At 39.3% G+C, this 20,607-nt stretch carries 21 protein-coding genes; 15 read left to right on the top strand and 6 right to left on the bottom strand.

Features of this window, described 5'->3' with window-relative positions; all coding sequences use genetic code 11:
• Positions 1–21: 21 nt before the first annotated feature.
• Positions 22–1,260 (top strand): sensor histidine kinase, encoded by a 1,239-nt coding sequence (locus tag ND855_RS17640; RefSeq protein ID WP_265359539.1) that lies wholly within the window; start codon positions 22–24, stop codon positions 1,258–1,260.
• Positions 1,257–1,919, top strand: coding sequence for a response regulator (locus ND855_RS17635; protein WP_265359538.1), 663 nt, complete (start codon positions 1,257–1,259; stop codon positions 1,917–1,919). The genes ND855_RS17640 and ND855_RS17635 overlap by 4 nt, the downstream gene beginning before the upstream one ends.
• A gap of 288 nt (positions 1,920–2,207) precedes the next feature.
• Here ND855_RS17635 and meaB read toward each other — a convergent pair whose 3' ends face one another.
• The 4 genes from meaB to ND855_RS17615 form a co-directional block, all read right to left on the bottom strand.
• Positions 2,208–3,323 carry a methylmalonyl Co-A mutase-associated GTPase MeaB gene (gene meaB / locus ND855_RS17630; RefSeq protein WP_265359537.1) on the bottom strand — a complete coding sequence of 372 codons (1,116 nt, stop codon included), beginning with the start codon at positions 3,321–3,323 and terminating at the stop codon, positions 2,208–2,210.
• 144 nt (positions 3,324–3,467) lie between these two features.
• Positions 3,468–5,606, bottom strand: coding sequence for a methylmalonyl-CoA mutase (gene scpA / locus ND855_RS17625; RefSeq protein WP_265359536.1), 2,139 nt, complete (start codon positions 5,604–5,606; stop codon positions 3,468–3,470).
• A 1-nt stretch (position 5,607) separates the two neighbouring features.
• Complete coding sequence (locus tag ND855_RS17620; RefSeq protein ID WP_265359535.1) at positions 5,608–7,419, bottom strand: methylmalonyl-CoA mutase family protein; 1,812 nt, start codon at positions 7,417–7,419, stop codon at positions 5,608–5,610.
• A gap of 1 nt (position 7,420) precedes the next feature.
• Complete coding sequence (locus tag ND855_RS17615) at positions 7,421–7,729, bottom strand: hypothetical protein (RefSeq protein WP_238761418.1); 309 nt, start codon at positions 7,727–7,729, stop codon at positions 7,421–7,423.
• Positions 7,730–7,795: 66 nt separating this feature from the next.
• Here ND855_RS17615 and ND855_RS17610 point away from each other — a divergent pair, with 66 nt between their 5' ends.
• The 5 genes from ND855_RS17610 to ND855_RS17590 all read left to right on the top strand — a co-directional run bounded on the left by ND855_RS17610 (position 7,796) and on the right by ND855_RS17590 (position 11,492).
• Positions 7,796–8,464, top strand: coding sequence for a lysoplasmalogenase (locus ND855_RS17610; protein ID WP_265359534.1), 669 nt, complete (start codon positions 7,796–7,798; stop codon positions 8,462–8,464).
• Between the two features lie 58 nt (positions 8,465–8,522).
• Complete coding sequence (locus ND855_RS17605) at positions 8,523–9,269, top strand: ferritin-like domain-containing protein (protein ID WP_265359533.1); 747 nt, start codon at positions 8,523–8,525, stop codon at positions 9,267–9,269.
• Complete coding sequence (locus ND855_RS17600) at positions 9,269–9,751, top strand: DUF2505 family protein (protein ID WP_265359532.1); 483 nt, start codon at positions 9,269–9,271, stop codon at positions 9,749–9,751. Before ND855_RS17605 ends, ND855_RS17600 begins: the two co-directional genes overlap by 1 nt.
• On the top strand, positions 9,741–10,661 hold the full coding sequence (locus ND855_RS17595) for a DMT family transporter (protein WP_407658763.1): 921 nt from the start codon (positions 9,741–9,743) through the stop codon (positions 10,659–10,661). The genes ND855_RS17600 and ND855_RS17595 overlap by 11 nt, the downstream gene beginning before the upstream one ends.
• 84 nt (positions 10,662–10,745) lie before the next feature.
• Entirely contained in the window at positions 10,746–11,492 is a 747-nt protein-coding gene (locus ND855_RS17590) for a trypsin-like peptidase domain-containing protein (RefSeq protein ID WP_265359531.1), read from the top strand.
• A gap of 162 nt (positions 11,493–11,654) precedes the next feature.
• Here the strand turns inward: ND855_RS17590 and ND855_RS17585 are convergent, their stop codons facing one another.
• A complete protein-coding gene (locus ND855_RS17585) occupies positions 11,655–12,044 on the bottom strand; it encodes a DUF302 domain-containing protein (RefSeq protein WP_100727911.1) in 390 nt (129 codons plus the stop codon).
• Between the two features lie 71 nt (positions 12,045–12,115).
• On the bottom strand, positions 12,116–12,565 hold the full coding sequence (locus tag ND855_RS17580; RefSeq protein ID WP_265359530.1) for a hypothetical protein: 450 nt from the start codon (positions 12,563–12,565) through the stop codon (positions 12,116–12,118).
• A gap of 140 nt (positions 12,566–12,705) precedes the next feature.
• On the opposite strand from ND855_RS17580, the gene speE reads away from it, so the two are divergent.
• The 8 genes from speE to ND855_RS17540 are packed head-to-tail and all read left to right on the top strand — an operon-like array spanning position 12,706 to position 20,602.
• The gene (gene speE / locus ND855_RS17575; protein WP_100727913.1) at positions 12,706–13,551 is read left to right on the top strand and encodes a polyamine aminopropyltransferase; all 846 of its coding nucleotides are present in this window, start codon (positions 12,706–12,708) and stop codon (positions 13,549–13,551) included.
• 6 nt (positions 13,552–13,557) lie between these two features.
• The gene (locus ND855_RS17570) at positions 13,558–14,817 is read left to right on the top strand and encodes a hypothetical protein (protein ID WP_265359529.1); all 1,260 of its coding nucleotides are present in this window, start codon (positions 13,558–13,560) and stop codon (positions 14,815–14,817) included.
• Positions 14,807–15,532, top strand: a complete 726-nt coding sequence (locus ND855_RS17565) for a hypothetical protein (protein ID WP_265359528.1) — start codon at positions 14,807–14,809, stop codon at positions 15,530–15,532. The genes ND855_RS17570 and ND855_RS17565 overlap by 11 nt, the downstream gene beginning before the upstream one ends.
• Complete coding sequence (locus ND855_RS17560; RefSeq protein ID WP_265359527.1) at positions 15,529–16,407, top strand: hypothetical protein; 879 nt, start codon at positions 15,529–15,531, stop codon at positions 16,405–16,407. The genes ND855_RS17565 and ND855_RS17560 overlap by 4 nt, the downstream gene beginning before the upstream one ends.
• Positions 16,404–17,222 (top strand): orotidine-5'-phosphate decarboxylase, encoded by an 819-nt coding sequence (gene pyrF / locus ND855_RS17555; RefSeq protein ID WP_265359526.1) that lies wholly within the window; start codon positions 16,404–16,406, stop codon positions 17,220–17,222. Before ND855_RS17560 ends, pyrF begins: the two co-directional genes overlap by 4 nt.
• A gap of 26 nt (positions 17,223–17,248) precedes the next feature.
• Positions 17,249–18,520: an NAD(P)/FAD-dependent oxidoreductase gene (locus ND855_RS17550; protein WP_265359525.1), complete on the top strand. Its 1,272-nt coding sequence runs from the start codon at positions 17,249–17,251 to the stop codon at positions 18,518–18,520.
• Between the two features lie 8 nt (positions 18,521–18,528).
• On the top strand, positions 18,529–19,332 hold the full coding sequence (locus ND855_RS17545) for a DUF1365 domain-containing protein (RefSeq protein ID WP_265359646.1): 804 nt from the start codon (positions 18,529–18,531) through the stop codon (positions 19,330–19,332).
• On the top strand, positions 19,289–20,602 hold the full coding sequence (locus ND855_RS17540; RefSeq protein ID WP_265359524.1) for an SAM-dependent methyltransferase: 1,314 nt from the start codon (positions 19,289–19,291) through the stop codon (positions 20,600–20,602). The genes ND855_RS17545 and ND855_RS17540 overlap by 44 nt, the downstream gene beginning before the upstream one ends.
• Positions 20,603–20,607 lie beyond the last annotated feature (5 nt).

Genomic DNA, 20,607 nt, shown 5'->3' with positions numbered 1-20,607 from the left:
AAACAAAGTATTGGTAGATTTATGAACATTCGTGTTTTCTATCACAAACTGTTGGGCAAACAATTTGACCCAATTTCTTTAATTGCTGTTTATTCTGAAATTTTAAACAAACTATATTTTTTAGGATTCGCTTATACCTTGGCTTATGCTCATAGCGTTTATTTGGAGTGGGGAAAAGTTGATCTAACGAATTGTTATCTTTCGTTTTCACAACTCATCATCAGTTTATGCTTAGTTGGGATTTCTTTTTTTTATCGAACAGTGAATGCCAATATCACAAAACTCGTTCGAATTTTATTTTTTTCTTTAGTCTTAGTCGAAATTGAAACTGGCTTTCATGATCCAACTATCCCTTACTTTGATCCAAGAAATTGGTTAACGATCATCGCACTCATTGGTTCAAATTCGTTTTTTTATCCAGGACTTGTTTGGCAGTTTATTTCTGAATGGACACTTGTTTTTTGCATTTATTTAATACGAGTTTTCATCCAAAATGATTCTTTGATTCCAGAAGAAACATGGAGAGAGATGTCTACCATTGTACCATTGTTTTTAGTTTCTTTTTTTCTGAACCATTGGTGGTTCCAAACACGTTACATTGCAGCGTATCGAGGTATGTTACTCGAAGAAAAACGTAGGACATTTTTCCAAGACATCCATGATAGTTTGGGTTCTAAACTCACGGACTTGGTATTACTCTGCCAAACATTGGAGACCAATTCAGTTGGAACTGCAACTGCGGTGGTACATAAAATCAAAGAACTTTCTTCCGACGCTTTACAATCTTTACGGAACCAAGTAAAAGAAGAAGACCAGAGAGAAATTTTGCAGGAATCTCTTATCGATGGTCTACATCTCCTTGTTAAAAAAAGATATAAAATGTTAGGCAGGGAAATTTTAATCCAAAGCGAGACCTTTACCGACCGTTTGGTCTCAATCAAAGAACCAGAAACTGCACACCATATATTACAAATCTTTAAAGAAATTAGTACCAATGATTTAAGGCATGGTAGTGGAAAAACTATTTGTCGTTTAGAGGAAACTGAAAATTCCATCTCCATTGAATTTGCCACAGAAGGCAAAAAAACAAAAGCAGAGAATCCAAATGTAATCATTGAAAATCCAGAATCGTTTTGGAATTTGGGAATCGGAGAAAAAGGGATTGAACAAAGAATCCAATTCCTAAATGGTCAATTAGAAATTAGTCCATCTCCTTACCGGATCAAAATGCGAATCCCGAAATCATTATTCTTATTATGAATGTAGTCCAAATTGGCATCATAGAAGACAATCCTGACTACTTAGATTCTTTAGTAGCTGTATTAAAAACTAGAGATACACTCTCTATCACAACTTGGAACTCTGCAGAAGCCTTCGATTCAAATCCTCCTAAGGAAGAATTACAATTATTGATTCTTGATATTGGACTACCGGGCGCCAGTGGTATCGATGTTTTAAAAAAATACCATACTGTTGATGTGAGGAAAAGTCTTGTGATCTCTTCTTTACAAACAGATGATGTGATCTTTGCTGCGATCAAACTTGGTGCATCAGGTTATATCTGGAAGTCAGAATTGGATTCCCTATGGGAGACCATCCAAACAATTTTGGATGGGGGGAGTGTGATTTCTCCTTCTATCGCCACAAAAGTATTGTTAGCATTTCGAAAACCAGAAACGAGTCCAACCCTAAGTTCCCATCCTAAAAAAGAAAAAGAATTGGGTTTAGAAGTTTTATCACCCAGGGAAAGGCAAATTTTAGAGCTCATCATTGAAGGGGATACTCCCCAACAGATTGCCCAATTGTTTGGAACAACCATCGGGACTGTCAGGCAACAAATCAAAACCATCTACAAAAAACTCCAGGTCAATACCAGGGTCCAAATGTTAAAAAAAGCGAGGGTATTTGGTATCTTCTGATTTGTTTGCAGGTTTCTTTTTATACCATCTGGTAGATAGACGAATCTACAATTCTCCCTTATAATGAAATCCGGATTCAGAGAATTTTTCTTTTAAGGACACTTTAAAAGTTTTGGTCTTCTTTTTTGTTACCTACTTTCGTTTTTTCCTTTGGTTCGGTGTCTATTTCACCATCTTGTTTTTTGTGAATTTTATTCTTTAATTCACCCTATTTCGAATTGGACTTTTCCTTTAAATGAATGATAACCTTATAATACACCATCGTGTTCAGTCACGGTGGTGTTTTTTTTATTTCCCGAGGAGGAACTTGATTTCGCGTAGTAGTGTGGATTTTCCACTCATCAATTTGGATTCAGAGAGGCTAATGGCTTCTTTTTTCCCTTCAGTTGCAAAAAACTGATCCAAAACAGCTTCCCTCAAAGATTCTTCAAACCAAGTTTTGGTTTGGTCTTCCCGATTTTTCGCATAATAACCGTTTGTTTTTGTGGTGGTGGTGTAGTCTTGGATGAGATTCCAAATTTCATCAATTCCTTTTCCTCCAAGTCCACTGCAAGTGGTGGCACGAGGTGTCCATTTGGATTCGGGGGCAGGGAAGAGGTGGAGAGCTGATTCATACTCGGCTCTAGCCCGAGTGGCATAGGCTTCATTTTGTCCATCGGCCTTGTTGATGGCAATCAGATCTGCCATCTCCATAATGCCTCGTTTGATCCCTTGGAGTTCGTCTCCCGCACCTGCAAGCATGAGTAACAAAAAGAAATCCACCATGGAGTGGACTTGGGTTTCAGACTGACCGACACCTACCGTTTCAATGATGATAGTATCAAACCCAGCTGCTTCACAGAGATACATACTTTCTCGTGTTTTTCGTGCGACACCTCCCAGTGAACCACTGCTAGGTGAGGGACGGATAAAGGCATTTTCTGCTTTGGACAAAACTTCCATTCTCGTTTTATCTCCGAGGATAGAACCTCTTGTACGTTGGCTACTGGGGTCAATGGCGAGTACTGCGAGTTTTCGGTTTTGTTCGAGGATGTAACTTCCAAAACTTTCAATGAAAGTGGATTTTCCCACTCCGGGAACCCCTGTAATCCCAATGCGAATGGAGTTTCCTACCTTTGGCATCACAAGTTCTAAGATGGCTTGGGCTTTGTCATTGTGTTCTTCCAAATTACTTTCCACAAGGGTGATGGCTTTGGAGAGGGCTGTTCGGTTCCCTGTTAAAATTCCATCTGCAAGGGATTCTGGTGTGGTTTCTTTTTTGGAGAGGGACTTTCGTTGTTCTTTGATATAGGGAGAGATGGCGGGAGCATCCGCAACACCAGGATTGACAGAGAGGGCCGATTTTGGCTCTTTCGGTTCACTGGAAAGTTTGGTTTTCTGTGAGTCTTTGTTTTCCTGATCCATTTGATTCTCTATGAAACGTAAGAATGTCTCGGTTGTGTTTTGAATCCTGATTTGTCAGACACCAAACGAACACCGACCGCCAGATTGACAAGTCGGTGTTTGTTGTTTGATTCGGTGTTTTGCCGGATCTTTGTTTGGTAAACCTTACGCGGCTCTTCGTTCGCCGAGTAACAAATTGAGGATTTGTTTTGCGGCTTCCGAAATCACTGTTCCTGGTCCAAAAATCGCTGTAGCACCTGATTTGTAGAGGAAGTCGTAGTCTTGTGCAGGGATCACTCCTCCCACAACAACTAACACATCTTCTGCGCCAAGTTTTTTCAATTCTTCGATCACTTGCGGAACCAAGGTTTTGTGTCCTGCTGCAAGGGAAGAAACTCCCAGGATGTGGCAGTCGTTTTCTACCACTTGTTTGGCAACTTCCGCAGGTGTTTGGAAAAGAGGCCCGATATCAACGTCAAACCCCATATCAGCAAAACTGGTGGAGATCACCTTGGCACCACGGTCATGGCCATCTTGTCCCATTTTGGCAACCATGATCCTTGGTCTACGGCCTTCGAGTTTGGCAAATTCATCGGCAAGACCTCTCGCTTCGATATAACCTTTGTCTTCGGAAATTTCTGAGGAATACACTCCCGAGATAGATCTGATCACAGCTTTGTACCTCCCGAATACTTTTTCCATTGCAAATGAAATTTCACCGAGAGAAGCACGTTTGCGTGCTGCATCCACTGCGAGTTCGAGTAAGTTTCCGTTGCCTGTTTCTGCACATTTCGTAATGGCGTTTAACGCAGCTTCGACGGCTGTGTTATCACGGTCTTTTTTCATTTGTTCGAGTCGTTTGATTTGGGCGAGTCGAACTGCAGTGTTGTCGATGTCTAATATATCAAGGGGAGCTTCCTTATCCAAACGGAATCGGTTTACTCCGACAATCACATCCTTCCCAGAGTCGATACGAGCCTGTTTTCTTGCGGATGCTTCTTCGATCCGCATCTTTGGAATTCCCGTCTCAATCGCCTCTGCCATACCACCTAATTTTTGTACTTCGGTGATTAGATCCCACGCTTTGTGGACTAAATCGTTTGTGAGTTTTTCCACATAAAAGGATCCTCCCCAAGGGTCGATGACTCGGTGGATGTTAGTTTCTTCTTGTAAGTAAATTTGTGTGTTACGTGCAATCCTTGCTGAGAAGTCAGTCGGAAGGGCAATCGCTTCATCAAGAGCATTTGTATGAAGGGATTGAGTGTGGCCAAGGGCTGCTGCCATGGCTTCAATACAAGTCCTTCCCACGTTATTGAATGGGTCTTGTTCTGTGAGGGACCATCCAGACGTTTGGCAATGGGTTCGGAGAGCCAAAGACTTTGTGGATTTCGGTTGGAACTGGTTTACGATTTTAGCCCAAAGCAGACGCCCCGCACGCATCTTGGCAATCTCCATAAAATGGTTCATCCCAATCGCCCAAAAGAATGAGAGGCGTGGTGCAAATTCATCGACAGAAAGCCCAGAAGCGATTCCTGTTTTGATGTATTCCCAACCATCCGCAAGTGTATAGGCAAGTTCCAAATCGGCTGTGGCACCCGCTTCTTGCATATGGTAACCAGAGATGGAGATGGAGTTAAACTTTGGCATGTATTTAGAAGTGTAACCAAAGATATCAGCGATGATTTTCATCGAATGTTTTGGCGGGTAGATGTAAGTGTTCCTCACCATAAACTCTTTCAAAATATCATTTTGGATGGTACCAGAAAGTTTGTCCTTAGAAACCCCTTGTTCTTCTGCTGCAACAATATAGAATGCAAGGACTGGGATGACCGCACCATTCATGGTCATGGAAACAGACATCTGATCGAGAGGGATTTGGTCGAAGAGGATCTTCATGTCGAGGACAGAGTCAATCGCCACACCCGCTTTCCCCACGTCTCCTACGACTCGTTCGTGGTCGGAATCATAACCCCGATGTGTTGCCAGGTCAAAGGCAACGGAAAGTCCCTTCTGCCCTGCGGCTAAGTTTCGACGATAAAAGGCATTTGATTCTTCAGCTGTGGAAAATCCAGCGTATTGGCGGACCGTCCAAGGTTTGTTTACATACATGGTGGAATAAGGCCCACGTAAATAGGGAGGGATTCCAGCCGCATAATTTAGGTGTTCCATTCCTTCCAAGTCGGTTGGTTGGTACCGAGATTGGATGGAAATCCCTTCTGCCGTTTGCCAAAGAGAAATGGACTTTGGGTCTGGTTTTGGGGCACTAAAAGAAAGTGGGGTAGTTGCAAAATTAGGTTTCTTCATTTTATTTCCCGATCCATTTGCTTTGGGCTTTTTCCATAAACTGAACGAGGTTACGTTTCATGTGGATGAAGTCATCGATCCCGAGAGATTCCGCTTGGCTAACTAAGTCTTTTGGGTAACCAGCAAGCAGTTTCCAAGCGTTTGGAAGTTGGGTTGCCATTTCCTTTGCAAATTCAGGAAGGTAGGTCGCATACTCTTCGTCAGCCGAACAAAGGACAACAATCTCGGCTCCCGATTCTTTTGCTTTGGTCACTCCTTCTTTTATAGAAGAAAATCCCAGGTTGTCGATGATTTCGTATCCTAGGCAGCCAATGAAGTTGGAGCTAAAACCAGCACGTGCTTTTCGCATCGTTAGGTCCCCAATGGTCAGTAAAAATACCTTAGGTGCTTTTTTCCCAGAAGCAACCTGGAGGTCTGTTTTGTTTCTCCACTTGTCAAATTCATACGAAAGTCTGAGTGGCACCAAACGTTCGTATGTTGATTTTTCTGAGTAAGATAGCCGTTTTTCAGTTTCGGCCACTGATTCTTTTAGCTCAGCATGCCGTTCTGTTGGGAGTGGGTATTGGTTTGTTCCAAGCAGGATTTCTTTTTTGGTAGCAAGGGCTTCCCGTTTTTTGGAAGCACGAGTTTGGATTTCGGATTGGATGGTACCTTTTTTCAAAGAAACACCAAACCCACCTTCTTTTTCCACAGTTTGGAATTTTTCCCAAGCCGTTTCCGCTAATTTTTTCGTGAGTAATTCTAAGTAGTACGAACCAGACGCAGGGTCTTCTACTTTGTCGAGGAAGGATTCGTAACGAAGAAGGAGTTGTGCATTCCTTGCAATTCGTTTGCCTAACTCTTGTTTTGTGGTATATTCGGAATCAAAAGGCGATACTGCGATAAAATCAGCACCACCAATTACGGCAGACATAGCAGCCGTTGTTCCACGTAACATATTCACGTAAGGATCGTATGCCGTGTACTGAAAATTAGAAGTTTGGGCAAGGATAAGAGCAGGATGCATTTCTCCAAGGCCTGGTTTGTAGGCATTGAGAATTTCAGTCCAAAGGATTCGCATAGCACGGAATTTGGCGATCTCTGTGAAGTAATCAGAGCCAATCCCCATCCAAAACCAAAGGTTTGATGCAGCATCTTCGATCGAAACTCCCGCATCCAAATGTTGGTTTAAGTAATCCACACCCCAAGAAAGAGAATAGGCAAGTTCTTGGCCAATGGAAGCACCTGAATCCCGTAAATACAAACTATGAATGCCCACACCAGAGAACCCTTTGGTTCCTGAAAGTGCTTGGAAGGTTTTGCCAATACTCTCTTTTTCACAACCAAGTTCTCCACAAAGAAGAGCAGTACCATACGGATCAAAGTCACCTAGAACCGTGTTATGCGAAGATGCCAGTTTTTTGAATGTGTCGGTGAACTTTGGAGTTCGTGTGGCAAGTGAAACGATAAGAGGAATTTCACCCACTGATTTTGCGAGAGATTCTAAGTCAGAAGTTGAGGAGATTTTACAACCATATTGTTTTCCTGCCTCTTCGTGAGAAACAAGGATGGCTGCTTCAACACCTTTCTCTGTTAAAGATTTTGTTTCGGATTTGGATGTGATAGTTTCGGTTACTTTCCATCCAGGGTTTCGTTTGAAAACTCTAGGTAAAACAGGAAGGTCTTCTTTGCGATAAAAAGGTTCAATTTTAAAACCTTCTTCGGTTTCCCAGGTCACTTTGTCCCAAGGACTGCCTTTTAGGTCTTTGAGGATTTGGTTTTTCCAATCCTCAGTGGATACTTCAGGAAAATCTGAAAATAAAAATTCGTTCAATTTATTCCTCTACGATTTGGTAATCTTCCATATAACCAGGGAAGTCGCCTAACCCTCGTGTGAAGGTGAATTTTGCAGGGTATACAACCAATCTTCTTCCAGACTGCAAGAATGTTCCAGAGAGAAGAGTGAATGGAGATGCGACGATAAATGCAGCAGTTCCTAATACAGTACCTGCAAGTCCCATGGGACGAGCAACGATGAGATCTATCAACATTTCTCCGCCGGAAGGGACTTCTCTTGCAGATAAGGTTTGTGTCCACAAAAGACAGATTAAGAAAAGGATAGACAAGGGTCGTGTTTGTTTCATAGGCTGATCACTCGGGCTTTCCATCTGATGAAATCTCGAGAATGATATCTGTGTAAAGTAAGAAATATGGCTAAAGAAATTGTTTTGTTTGTTCTCTTTTCTGTTGTTCATCTGCTTGCGATCGTTACGATCTCAAAGGAAGATGTTTTTTATCTACCTTCCAAAATTGTCCCAATCTTAATCTTGATTGTCGCATTGTTTCGTTCGTTTCCCACATTGGAAAAACGAGGAAAATTGGTTGCGGTAGGACTTGTATTTTCTCTATTTGGAGATAGTTTTTTGGCCATCCCGAAAGAAGGATATTTTGTCCCAGGGCTTGGTTCGTTTCTCATCGCCCAATTGATTTATTCGTATGCATTTACCATTGATTCCAAAATCAAACCTGTCCTTGCGATTCCATTTTTGTTATTTGGTAGTTCCTTTTTTATGGTGCTTGTTCCGAAATTAGGTGCTCTCACGATCCCTGTAGGATTTTATATCTCTGCCATTTGCCTTATGGGTTGGCGGGCAGCTGCAAGAAATTCGATCACCAAACCATTCTATTTGGGACTCCTCGGTGCACTGGTTTTCATCCTCTCGGACTCCATTATCGCATATTCGATGTTTCTCAACCGAGAAATGGACCGGTCCGTTGCATCTCTTGGAATCATGATCACTTATTATCTTGCACAACTACTCATTTATGCTGCAACAAAGACAGAAGAGTTAGATGTTCAATCAGTGAAAAATACTTGATTCACTTCACTCAAACGAGTATCGTATTTATGGTTTTACAAAACCAGGGAAAGGGATTATGAAATCACTAAAAAAAACATCCTTTATTGAAGCAGTAGCAGCTGCGATTGAACATGAGGTTCAATGTTTCAATTTTTATCTTAAACTATCTGAAAGTTTGCCTGAAGGTCAAATTAGAGAACTTTTCAGCCAACTTGCGTTAGATGGTGATGAGCACATCAAATACATCAAAGACATTTATAAAAGTGCAGAGGGGAAAGAACTTCCGAACCTCAAACAACTTTCGGAGATTGAAAAATTCCACTCTTCCACCATCCAAAAGATCATGGATCGTTTAGACCGAAACAAAAATGCAGAAGTCAAAGCTGACGAAAAAAAGGCCATTGAACTTGCCATTCGCGAAGGGGAAGATGCACGTAATTTTTATGCAACCATCCGTGGGAAATTCCAAGATCCAAAAATCAATTTGTTGTTTCAAAAATTAGCAAATTTTAATGAATCCAATAATTCACTTTTGGAAGCCCAAGCAATGGCGATGGAACAATCCACTCCAGCTGACCAAGTTTTTTATTGGGAAGATGAAGATTTACTCGCACAGGTAAACCAACCTTCGAAGTCACAAGGGAAATCAAAACCAAGTGCGAAACCAAAAACTACGACAAAGGCAAAACCGGCATCCAAACCAGTCGCTAAACCACAAAACAAAGTGAAGGCGAAGAAAGCTGTTAAAAAAGCAGCAAAACCTACACCTAAAAAAGCCAAACCAAAGGCAAAACCTGCAAAGAAAAAAGGTAAGAAAAAATAGTGAAATACCAAGTCACCCATACATTCCCAGTTCCCTTAGATAAACTTTTGCATGCTAGAGAGGAGAGATACAAACACCTAGACCAGTTTCCTGATCTAAAGAATGTAACGTTACTCGAAGAAAAAAAAGAAGGGAACCTCATCCACCAAAAACGAAAGGTGAGTTTAGAAGGATCAATGCCTGCCGTTTTATCAGCAGCTCTCAATGATCTTTCCTTACTCGAAGAATCTACCTTTGATACCACAACCAATACACATGAGTTTAAAATTGCCCCACCAGGCAAAGACAACGTATTTGTGATCAAAGGGAAAAGTAAATACGAAGCAAGTGGCTCTGAGTCCAAACGTTCTTATGATGTAGACGTGGTTTCTAGTTTACTTTTTGTTTCTCCAATTGTGGAAAAGGCAATTGAAGAAATTCACAAACATAGTTTGGAGAAGGACAGAAAATCCATCGCCAAATTTCTAGGGGTTGAATCCTAAGGAAGAAGTGAAAACTTCTTGCCCTTCTTTCCTTCGTTCTGTATTAGAACTCAATTTGACGATCCTCATTATGGGGAACGTCACTTTGTTTGCCAAACTCCTCCCTTTTCCTGCGGTAACCATTATCTCTGGTCGTGCATTGTTTTCTGTACTGATATTAGGGTTATTTTTTCTCCTCAGGCGTAAGTCCATATCCTACCAGAGTTTTAAACATTTTGGATATGTATTTGGGATTGGGATTTTGTTCGCCTTACATTGGGTAACTTACTTTCACTCCATCCAAGTATCCACAGTTGCCGTTGGGATGTTGTCACTGTTTACCTATCCTGTTTTTTCTGCAATTTTAGAACCTATGTTAGGTGGTAAAAAGCCAGAACCATTTACATTATTTTTGGCTTCCTTTTCTCTTTTTGGTTTATTTCTCATTGTGCCTGATCTGTCTTGGGACAACCAAATGTTCCAAGGTGTGGTTTGGGGAGTGGTTTCTGCTGTTTTGTATGCGATTCGCAATCTACTCACAAAAGAGATGCATGTACATTACCCGAGTTCCCAAATTTTATTCACCCAACTCTTTGCAACCTCATTGGTGTTACTCCCGTTTGCCGATGGACTCTCCCAGATGCTCGCAGAACCAAAGTATCTCCTCTTCCAAGTGATCCTTGCAGGAATTTTTACCTCCCTTGCCCATACCATTTGGATTCGCAGTTTGTCAAATTTATCTGTGACTACAGCGGGAACATTGTCCACACTAAGTCCGATTTACGGGAGTTTGGCGGCATGGTACTTCCTCGGAGAAGTTCCACCCGATCGGTTATGGCTCGGTGGAGCTGTGATTTTGTTTTGTGCTGTGATGGAAGTGTTTCGGAAACAGAATGAGTCTCGGACGCGGGAAAAAGAGAAAATTATTTAGTGTTTTTTTTGAAATTGGTTTGAGTGTTATTGGAGATTCAAATAACTCCAAGTTATGCGTCAATAGGGCAAAATGGGAGGAAATATGAAATACGCTATTAAATGGATTATCAATATTATTTTTATACTTCAAAGTAATATAATACTCTCACAGAATATAAATTCAAATATAGATGAATCAATTTTAAATCAATTACCTGAATTTATATTCAATGATGTTAAGGAATCAATTGTAATTGTTAGTGTAAAGAATCAAGAGAAAACAAATTCAGAAAATGTTCTTTCGAGGCAACTCGGAGTAGGATTTATATTCAATTTAGATGGACTCATAATTATTAATCGTTATGCACTTCGTAAATTTAATTCCGATTTTGAAATTACCTTCGCAGACGGAAGAAAAATTCCTGGCAAACTAGTAGGTATAGACGAAAAGAATAATCTCGCAATCTTAAAAGTCGCAAATAATGTGATTTTAAAACCAATTCGCTTCAACAATGATTCAAAATTGAAAATTGGGCAATTTCTAATTCTAATTACTCACAATGAGAAAGATAAATCTGTAAATGCTTTAACATCCATTTCAAAAATCAATATTAGTGATGAAATTTATCCTCAAAATGAATATTCAACTAGGGAAAGTCTCTTGATCTCATCGAGATCAAGAATTATACCGGATCCCGGTTTACTATTTAATATTAAAGGCGAGTTTGTAGGTTTTTCCAATTTTTATTTTGAAGACGACATTTATACAAATAAATTTGCTATGGCGAATTATGTTTTAGATTTAAATTCATTAGTAAATGCAATTCTTGAAAAAGAAGAAGGAAAATAGTATCAATTGTTTCCAAAGTGGTATTTGTTACGGTCGTACCAATACCAACAGTACGTATTCAGTAATTTGGTTTGAGGCGGGATCACCTAATGGAAAGAATGCGAAATTCTCATCCATTGGCGAGGCGCCCCCGTTAATGGAGAAACAATTACAAAAAGTACTTTATTCGTGGAGGTGGTGGATCACTCGTACAAGTTTGTCCTGCACTTCTTTGGCGATCGTTTCCAGTTCGGAATTTTGCACGAGTTTAGTCATTGTCATGGGATCAAAAATAGAAACTTTGATCTCACCATTTTTTTCTTCTGTCACTACCACATTACATGGTAACAACATTCCAATTTCGTCCGTGGTTTGTAGGGCTCTGTGCGCAAAACTTGGGTTACATGCACCAAGGATGGTATAACGTTTGAAATCAACGTTAATTTTGTCTTTTAAGGTTTGTTTGACGTCGATGGTAGTCAAAACTCCAAACCCTTCTTTTTTTAACGCTTCCGTTGTATCGTTTATGGTTTCTTCAAAACTTTTTTTTCTGTGAACGGTTAACCCTAACATAAATCCTCCGAAATCCTATACCCCATAGGGTATAGGAGAAGTTGGAAGTTGCAAGAGCTTTTTTTAAATTTTTAAGGAGAAGTTTCTTTTTTCGGGAGTTTTTGCATTTCTTCTACACTGGGAAGTTGGTTCGAGGTATGCCTAATTTCGCCCGAAGCATTCAACAGAAAATATTGAGGCAGAGGGTCAGATTTGAGTGAGGCAAAACGATCATCCAAAATGAGGGTTTGGAATTCGTTGTCACGTGGAGTGAAGTTGAGTAGGACATAGGTGCCGAGGTCTGGTTTTCCTTCCCCACATTCCAATCCTTTTAACATTTCACAACGTGATTTTGTTACGGATAATAAAATGAGTTTTCCTTCTCTTGAAGCTTGTCCAAACGCAAACGATTTATTATGGCCCCAATGGATTTCTTCACTTGCCATTTGGTTGATTTTGATATAGCCAAAAACCAAAAGTAAAATAAAGAGTGGCATCGCTAAAAAACCAACTAGGTAAAAAACGCGAGAATATTTCTGCATACAAATCTATGGAATGGTACTGACCGATTCCCGCCAAGTTCAATTTTTAAGCTTTCCCATTCCTAAATCTTTAAAAAAAACTACACCTTCTTCTTCCCATTCCTATTCTGGTTCAAAGAGAGAATCCATAGGAGCATTTAATGGAGATTTGGTACACAGAAAAATTGGAATTAGAAAAAGGGCGAGCCGTCAGTTACCGAGTAACAAAGACAATCGAAAGCCTACAATCTCCGTTCCAAAAAATTGATATATTTGAAACACAATCATTCGGTCGTATGTTTACTTTAGATGGTGTAACAATGGTTACAAACAAAGACGAACATTCTTATCATGAGATGATTGCGCATATCCCAATGATGAGCCATCCCAATCCAGAATCTGTCCTTGTGATTGGAGGAGGGGATGGGGGAACTGTTCGTGAAGTATTAAAACACCCATCTGTCAAAGAAGTTGTTTTGTGTGAGATTGACAAAGCCGTTGTAGACATCAGTTACAAATACTTTCCAGAATGTGCAGATGCCATGAAAGACCCAAAAGTCATTCACCATTATGATGATGGAGCCAAATTCGCAAGAGACAACAAAGGTCGTTTTGATGTGATCCTTGTGGATTCTAGTGACCCTGTGGGCCCTGCAGAAGTTTTATTTAAGGAACCTTTTTTTCGTGATATGGCAAGTGCCTTAAAACCTACTGGGATCATTGCCACTCAAGCAGAATCGTTTTGGTACCATGGTGATGTGATCACTTCACTCTTTGAATTCATTCCGAAAATTTTTCCTGAATATGGATACTATTACACAACGATTCCAACTTACCCTTCCGGAATCATTGGGTTTACTTTTTTATCGAATGCAATTGATCCGTATTCGGTCACACCTGATCCAAAACGAGTTCCAAAAGGACTTAAGTACTATAGCCCTGAAATCCACAAAGCTGCCTTTGTATTACCTGAGTTTGCAAAAGCTTATATCAAACGAAAAGGTTAAAACTTTGTGAAATTTCGATTCGTTTCCAATTTCATTTTTTGTTTTTCCCTTTTGGGAAGTACAAATCTATTGTTTGCACAAGAAACAAAAGCAACAGAGATGGAATTGGAAGCCGAATCGTACGAAGAACGAGGTTATCCAAAAAAAGCAAACCTCATCCGAGAAAAAATCAAACGGATACGAAAGGAAAATTTTCAATCCAAAGAAAACGAATCGGTATATCTCGCACCTAACCAAAATTTACCAACGACAAAGAACGGTTCACTCGAATTTATGAATGGGACTTGGGAATTCGGGTTTCGTTTTTTAAGCCAAAATGCAGGATTTCGTTCCGGCAAGGAATGGGCGTTAGATGATGGAAGAGTTGCCTTCCAAGCGGGCACTCCCTATTTTCCAAGGTCCCCCATGGGATACCAAAATATCCGCACACTTCCTTACCAATTGGAATGGGAAGATACTAGAAAAAATTCAGATACTTTTTCTCCAAGGATTTCCTACCAACATAGTTCCAAAAAGTGGGGAATTGAATATGTATACATGCAGTTTAACACCACTAGAAACTTTTTTTCGATGGGGGACATTGCAGGTTTCCAACTAGGATTCCAAACGGATCGATTTTATAGTGCAGACCATAAATTATCTGTATTAGTCCATGATGAATATTCGCATAACAAGAGATTTGTGTGGGAATTTGGATTTCGAATGGGATCATTAAATACAAATTCATCTCAGAATTCACAATCATTGGGGCAAACAGGACTTTTCCGAGATACAATCCAATATGTGGCTCCAAGTACTGGTTTTAAATTTGTGCATCAGTTTTTTGAGAATTATTCCTATGAATTGGGTGGTGATTTGTTTTTTACCCCCGTTGGGAATTTAAAGTATAGAAGAGATAGTTTGACAAGTAGTGGAGGAGTGAGCCGATTTGGGGGTGAACGAACCACAACAGATGAAGTGTATTCTTTATTCTCAGAAAAGCGAATTCTAACGACGATTGTTGGGCTGAATCTGAATGCCCAATTGAATTGGGTTCCCTTTCCGAATCATAAATTCCATCTGGGTTTACAAGCCATACAATACAATTGGCGTGCCAATGAATCGCAAGCACCAGGGCTTCGTGCTTTAAACCAAGAATCTTATCTTGCAGGTGTTAGGGATTACTTTGTGAGTTCTGCGTATTACGAAGCAGATGGAGGGAAGGGTCGTCCAATGAGATCCTATGGTATTTCGAATTTGTACTTTGGGTATACTTATGTTTATTAATCGGATCCTTTCTGTTTCAAGTTTGTTCTTGTTTCTCTTTGGATTTTTGCAGTGCGGGATTTCGTTGCGAGTGTACCGAGTTTTCCCAAATGAAAGGGAATATGATTTTGTAAAAAAAATGGATCATATTGTCATCCAGGTCAAACAAGAAAATCGAAGGCAAATGGCAGTGTATGATCCCTATTTTTTTGATTCCGAAGCCCTACAAAATGAATATGGCCCATTATCCTATCTCATCCGAAAAGAACTTTCCATCCGAGAGTCACGGTACCCATTACTTGTTGAAAGAGGGGGTTCTATTTTTGTAGAGGAATTCCAATTAGTATCTTTAGATCGTTGTTCTCGGAATTTAACCTATGTTCGGTTAAAGGCAAAAATCCAAATCCGAGGTTATGCCGAAGAAGAAATTAATTATTATGATGAAATTGATTCGAAGGTTACTAATTGTTTTTTAACAGGTAGCATCATCACTGTTGTACCTCTTTTGTGGTATGTGCCTTATAATGGATTTCGTGGAAACCGCGAAGACCAATTAAACCAATTGGGCCGAAATGCGTTGACAGAACTATTTACCCAACTAGAAATACGTTCTGGTTACACTGAAAAATCCACCGAATCACAAAAGTTAGAGGAGCAAAAAATCATTCCAAAACAAACACCCACCAAACAAGAGCCAGTGGATCCAAAGTTAAAGGAAATTTTAGACAGTTTATGAAACGATATGGATTCATCTTATTTTTGGGGAGTTTGGTATTTTTTTCCAATTGTTATTCCTTGGAAAAACCATATAATTATGGAAATCCTTACCATCCAAGCCCTGAATTTACAGAAGATGATCCTCAATTTGAAGAAGGGGAACCGATTTGGATTTTGGACCAAACGGGGAATTGGGTTTTTTCTCTTCCCTCCAAATTGGTATTATGGAATCTAAAAGCAGATAACCATTATATTTCAAAAGAAACCAAAGAATATTTAATTCGTTACATCAAAGAAAACAACCTAAGAGATGTTAAAGTACGTTTCAACCAGTATGCTCCTCTTTCTGAATGGCGTAGACTTCCCAAAAACAAAAATATTAACCCTGTGATCCGATATTTTTTTGGATCCATCTCCCTCCTTGCCTATACGTTTTTACCTGGTAGATTGTTCGCAGGTACGATTGGTGGTGATCATTATAATTCATTTACCAATACAATCAATGTCTACTCTGACTTACCACCAGTCGTGATCCATGAAGGTGGGCATGCAAAGGATTTTTCACAAAGAGAAAAAAGGACTTTGTATGCAGTTGTTTATGCCATTCCCGTTGTTGGAGCTCTTTACCATGAAGCAAAAGCATCTGACGATGCCTTAAATTATTTTGCAGAGAAAGAGGACATGGCTCAATTAAATTCCTCTTATGAATTGTTAACACCTGCTTATTCTACGTATGTGGGTGGAGCTATTGGAGATGTGGTTGTGAACCCATTAACAGCTGTCGCAGTCATCCCTGGTCATATTTATGGTCGTTATAAAAAAAGAGACATCCCTCTCGAATTAGAAAAACGAAAACAAAAGAAAAAAATCAAGGAACCAAAATCCAATCCATGACTTCATTTTTAACCAAATTCCATTCCCGAAGAGACAAATTACGTTCCTTATTATGCATTGGAATGGATCCTGAATTGGAAAAATTACCAAAACCCTGTTTGGATTCAAAATCACCTCTTGTCTTTTTTGCTGAGACCATCGTTCGATACACCCATCCTTACGCGGTCTCTTGGAAACCCAACATTGCTTTTTTTGAACGCCTCGGCGCAGAAGGTTATTTTGCGTTAGAACATACAGTCCACTTAATGAAGGAAATTTCCCCCGAAGTCCCCATTGTGATGGATGCCAAACGTGGGGACCTTGCGAATACGGCAAAAGAGTATGCAAAGTATTTTTTCCAAACCTTAAAGGTGGATGCCCTCACAGTGAATCCTTACATGGGGCGAGACAGCCTTGTGCCATACTTAGATTTGGGTGGGTATCTATTTGTTTTAGGGTTAACCTCAAATCCAAGTTCATCTGATTTTCAAAAACTAAGGATTGGGTCCAGTGATTTGTACGTGTACGAAGAGGTGAGTGACCAAATGGCGCGCCTGGCAGAATCCTATCCTGGACAATTGGGTTTAGTTGTCGGTGGAACCCATCCCTCTGAAATTGAATCCTTACGAAAGCGCCACCCAGAGTTATGTTTTCTCATCCCTGGTTTTGGAGCACAAGGTGGCGATTTAGAATCCATCATCAAAGCAAGTGGGAAAGAATCTCTTATCAATTCATCACGTGGGATCACCATGAGTACAGTTGCTGAAAATTTTGGAGAAGTTTCTAAAAAGAAATCAGAAGAAGTACATTTGCAGATGAACCAACTCTTTCCTTAACGGTCTAATCACCATTAGGGAATCAAGTGAAAGAAACATTAGCAATTGTTGGAACTGGAATCGCAGGTTTAGGTTCTGCTTACTTTTTAAAAAACGATTTTGAATTAACCATTTTTGATCATGCTGATTATATCGGCGGACATACCAATACGGTTATGGTAGAAGAAGATGGAATCCAAATTCCCATTGATACTGGGTTTATTGTATTCAACCATGTTACGTATCCCAATTTATTACGTTTATTCCAAACCTTAAATGTTCCGACTAAAAAATCGGATATGTCATTCAGTGTGCAATATGATCCCACCAAACTCGAATTTTGCGGATCTGGACTTGCTGGTTTATTTGCACAGAAAAAAAACCTCTTCCGTCCTCGGTACTTAAAAATGTTACTCGAGATCAATCGATTTAATACGGAAGCACCTAAAATTTTGGATAATCCAACATACGATGATTGGAATTTGGGTCGTTATATGGAAACCTTCGGGTATGGAAAAGACATTCTCAATTATTATTTGGTTCCCATGAGTTCGGCTGTTTGGTCCACTCCACCAGATTTAATGTTGGAATTCCCTGCCAAATCACTCATACGATTTTTTTACAACCATGGATTTTTGGGACTCCATACACAACACCAATGGTATACCGTTGACGGTGGATCTAAAGAATATGTAAAACGAATTGTTCCTCCCATCCAAGACCGATTTCGATTGAATACACCAGTACTCGCCGTGAACCGATTGCCAAATGGAAAAGTGGAACTTGTGTTACCTGAAGGGAAAAAGGAAGTTTTTGACAAAGTCCTTCTTGCAACTCATGGGCATATTTCCGCGAAATTACTAGGAAACCCAACAAAACTCGAAAAAGAATTACTCCCTCTCTACAAATACCAACACAATACAGCCACATTACATACAGATGATTCCGATATGCCATCCATCAAATCTTGTTGGTCGAGTTGGAATTATAAAATCACTGAATCAAACAGTGGAAAATTGGAACCGTACACCATCTATTGGATGAATCGATTACAAAATGTATCCAAAAAGAAGAATTATTTTGTAACAATCAATGATCCAGGTCGTGTGAAACAAAGCCATACAATCAAAAAAATAGATTATGAACACCCATTGTTTTCGGTCGAAGCGTCTCTTGGTCAAAATCGTTTGCCCATGTTAAATGAAGATGGGCCAATTTTTTATGCAGGTGCTTATTTTAGATATGGATTCCATGAAGATGGATTTTTGTCTGCAGTGAATGTATCAAAAAGTATTTTAAAAAGAGACCCATGGACTTAAATTCCTCTATGTATGAAGCGGACGTATTTCATATGCGTACCGCTCCCACACAAAACAAATTCCAATATAAAATATTTAATTTTTATTTGGACTTGGAAGAAATTGATAACTTGGCGAAGTCTAGTTTTTTGTTTTCCAGAAATCGGTGGAATTTGTTTTCCTTTTATGACAAAGACCATTTACAATTCGGAAAAGAATCCATTTATGAAAATGTAAAAACGTTTTTGGAAGCTTCGGGTGTCAAAGGACCAATTGGTAAAATTTTCCTCTTAACCAATCTAAGAGTTTTAGGTTATGTGTTCAATCCTGTTAGTTTTTACTTTTGTTTTGATACATTGGGGGAACCACTTGTTGCAATTGCAGAAGTAGGGAATACCTTTGGGGAAATCAAACCATACATTGGGAAATTCCAAAAAAGTAAGGGAACCATTGCAGACCCCGAGGTATACATACGAGAACCAAAGAACTTTTATGTCTCTCCATTCATTGCCTTAGATTCCGAATTTGAATTTCGACTGAATGTACCCAATGAAAAATTACAGATCGGAGTCGACTCTTATGAAGATGGGAAACGAATTTTGATTACGTCCTTTATAGGAAAAAAAATTCGCTTTCAAACGAAATACTTATTAAAACTTTTCATCCAATTTCCAATTATTACCGTCAAAATAATAACATTGATTCATTGGCAAGCATTCAAGTTGTGGATCAAAAATACCCCTTATATAAAGAAACACCAAAACTTAGAGAAACAAACAGGAGTTCCCCTTGGAAAAATCAGCGAACCAGTCCCTTTTACAAGAAACGATTGATTCAGAGCTTTTTATTGAACTAAAGGATAAGTCGGTTACCGAACAATATCCAATTTACAGGAAAATATTTTTTAAAGCGATGAGTTCCATGAAACGTGGATCCCTTCGAATGATTCTCCCCAGTGGAGAACAAGTGATATTAGGAGATACCAATAGTAAGTTTGATCCAAAGTTTCACTCGGCATTAATCCATGTTAAAAATCCTGTATTCTTCAAAAAATCAGTGTTACATGGTGATATTGGATTTTCCGAATCTTATTTAACTGGAGATTGGGATACAGACTCCATTGAAAATGTAATTTCTTGGTTTATATTGAATGTGGACGAAGCTCCAAATTTATCTGGAGCCAAGAAAAAACTATTCCATTTGGATTTATTCAATTTGGGAAATAAGTTCTTACATTTCCTCCGAAGGAATACACTAACTGGTAGTAAAAAGAATATTGTGGAACATTACGATTTGGGAAATAGTTTTTATAAATTATTTCTTGATCCTACAATGACATATAGTTCTGCTTATTTTGAATCTCTCGACCAGTCATTGGAAGAAGCACAAACGATTAAAGTTGATAAACTTTGTCAAAAGTTAAAACTAAATCCAAAAGATCATTTATTGGAAATTGGAAGTGGATGGGGATTTTTATCTATACACGCAGCAAAGAACTATGGATGTAAAGTAACTACTGTTACGTTATCAGAAGAACAATACAAATTTGCGAAGGAAAGGATTGAAAAAGAAGGTTTATCCGACAAAATTGAGATTCGTATTCAGGATTATCGTAAAATTGAAGGTAAATATACAAAATTAGTATCAGTTGAGATGTTAGAAGCAGTAGGAGATGCATTTTACGAAACCTTCTTTCAAAAATGCCAAGATTTACTCACACAAGATGGAATCATGGCTTTACAAGTGATCACTTGCCCGGATGCTCGCTTCACTTCTTTTAAAAAGGGAATTGATTTTATCCAAAAACATATTTTTCCAGGATCACTTTTGCCATCCATTGGCCGAATGAACCAAGCCATTAACCGTACAGGTGACATGTATCTTCATAATTTAGAAGATATGGGACTCAGTTATGCAAAAACGCTTCGTTTGTGGTTAAAAGCGTTTGAAGAAAATCTAACAGAAGTGAGAAACCAAGGATATAGCGAAACCTTTATTCGTAAGTGGAGATACTATTTAGCATATTGTGCAGCTGCCTTCCAGATGCGAAATATCAGCGTTGTTCAATCTGTTTATGTAAGGCCCAACAATTTAAATATCTAAATCAG

This window comes from Leptospira paudalimensis (genome assembly GCF_026151345.1).
Lineage (GTDB): Bacteria > Spirochaetota > Leptospiria > Leptospirales > Leptospiraceae > Leptospira_A > Leptospira_A paudalimensis.
This window is presented reverse-complemented; position numbering and strand designations above follow the sequence as displayed.

Coding starts and splice junctions, on each gene's coding strand:
- ND855_RS17640 (WP_265359539.1), top strand. CDS start 22: ATGAACATTCGTGTTTTCTATCACAAACTGTTGGGCAAACAATTTGAC.
- ND855_RS17635 (WP_265359538.1), top strand. CDS start 1,257: ATGAATGTAGTCCAAATTGGCATCATAGAAGACAATCCTGACTACTTA.
- meaB (WP_265359537.1), bottom strand. CDS start 3,323: ATGGATCAGGAAAACAAAGACTCACAGAAAACCAAACTTTCCAGTGAA.
- scpA (WP_265359536.1), bottom strand. CDS start 5,606: ATGAAGAAACCTAATTTTGCAACTACCCCACTTTCTTTTAGTGCCCCA.
- ND855_RS17615 (WP_238761418.1), bottom strand. CDS start 7,729: ATGAAACAAACACGACCCTTGTCTATCCTTTTCTTAATCTGTCTTTTG.
- ND855_RS17610 (WP_265359534.1), top strand. CDS start 7,796: ATGGCTAAAGAAATTGTTTTGTTTGTTCTCTTTTCTGTTGTTCATCTG.
- ND855_RS17605 (WP_265359533.1), top strand. CDS start 8,523: ATGAAATCACTAAAAAAAACATCCTTTATTGAAGCAGTAGCAGCTGCG.
- ND855_RS17590 (WP_265359531.1), top strand. CDS start 10,746: ATGAAATACGCTATTAAATGGATTATCAATATTATTTTTATACTTCAA.
- ND855_RS17585 (WP_100727911.1), bottom strand. CDS start 12,044: ATGTTAGGGTTAACCGTTCACAGAAAAAAAAGTTTTGAAGAAACCATA.
- ND855_RS17580 (WP_265359530.1), bottom strand. CDS start 12,565: ATGCAGAAATATTCTCGCGTTTTTTACCTAGTTGGTTTTTTAGCGATG.
- speE (WP_100727913.1), top strand. CDS start 12,706: ATGGAGATTTGGTACACAGAAAAATTGGAATTAGAAAAAGGGCGAGCC.
- ND855_RS17565 (WP_265359528.1), top strand. CDS start 14,807: ATGTTTATTAATCGGATCCTTTCTGTTTCAAGTTTGTTCTTGTTTCTC.
- ND855_RS17560 (WP_265359527.1), top strand. CDS start 15,529: ATGAAACGATATGGATTCATCTTATTTTTGGGGAGTTTGGTATTTTTT.
- pyrF (WP_265359526.1), top strand. CDS start 16,404: ATGACTTCATTTTTAACCAAATTCCATTCCCGAAGAGACAAATTACGT.
- ND855_RS17545 (WP_265359646.1), top strand. CDS start 18,529: ATGTATGAAGCGGACGTATTTCATATGCGTACCGCTCCCACACAAAAC.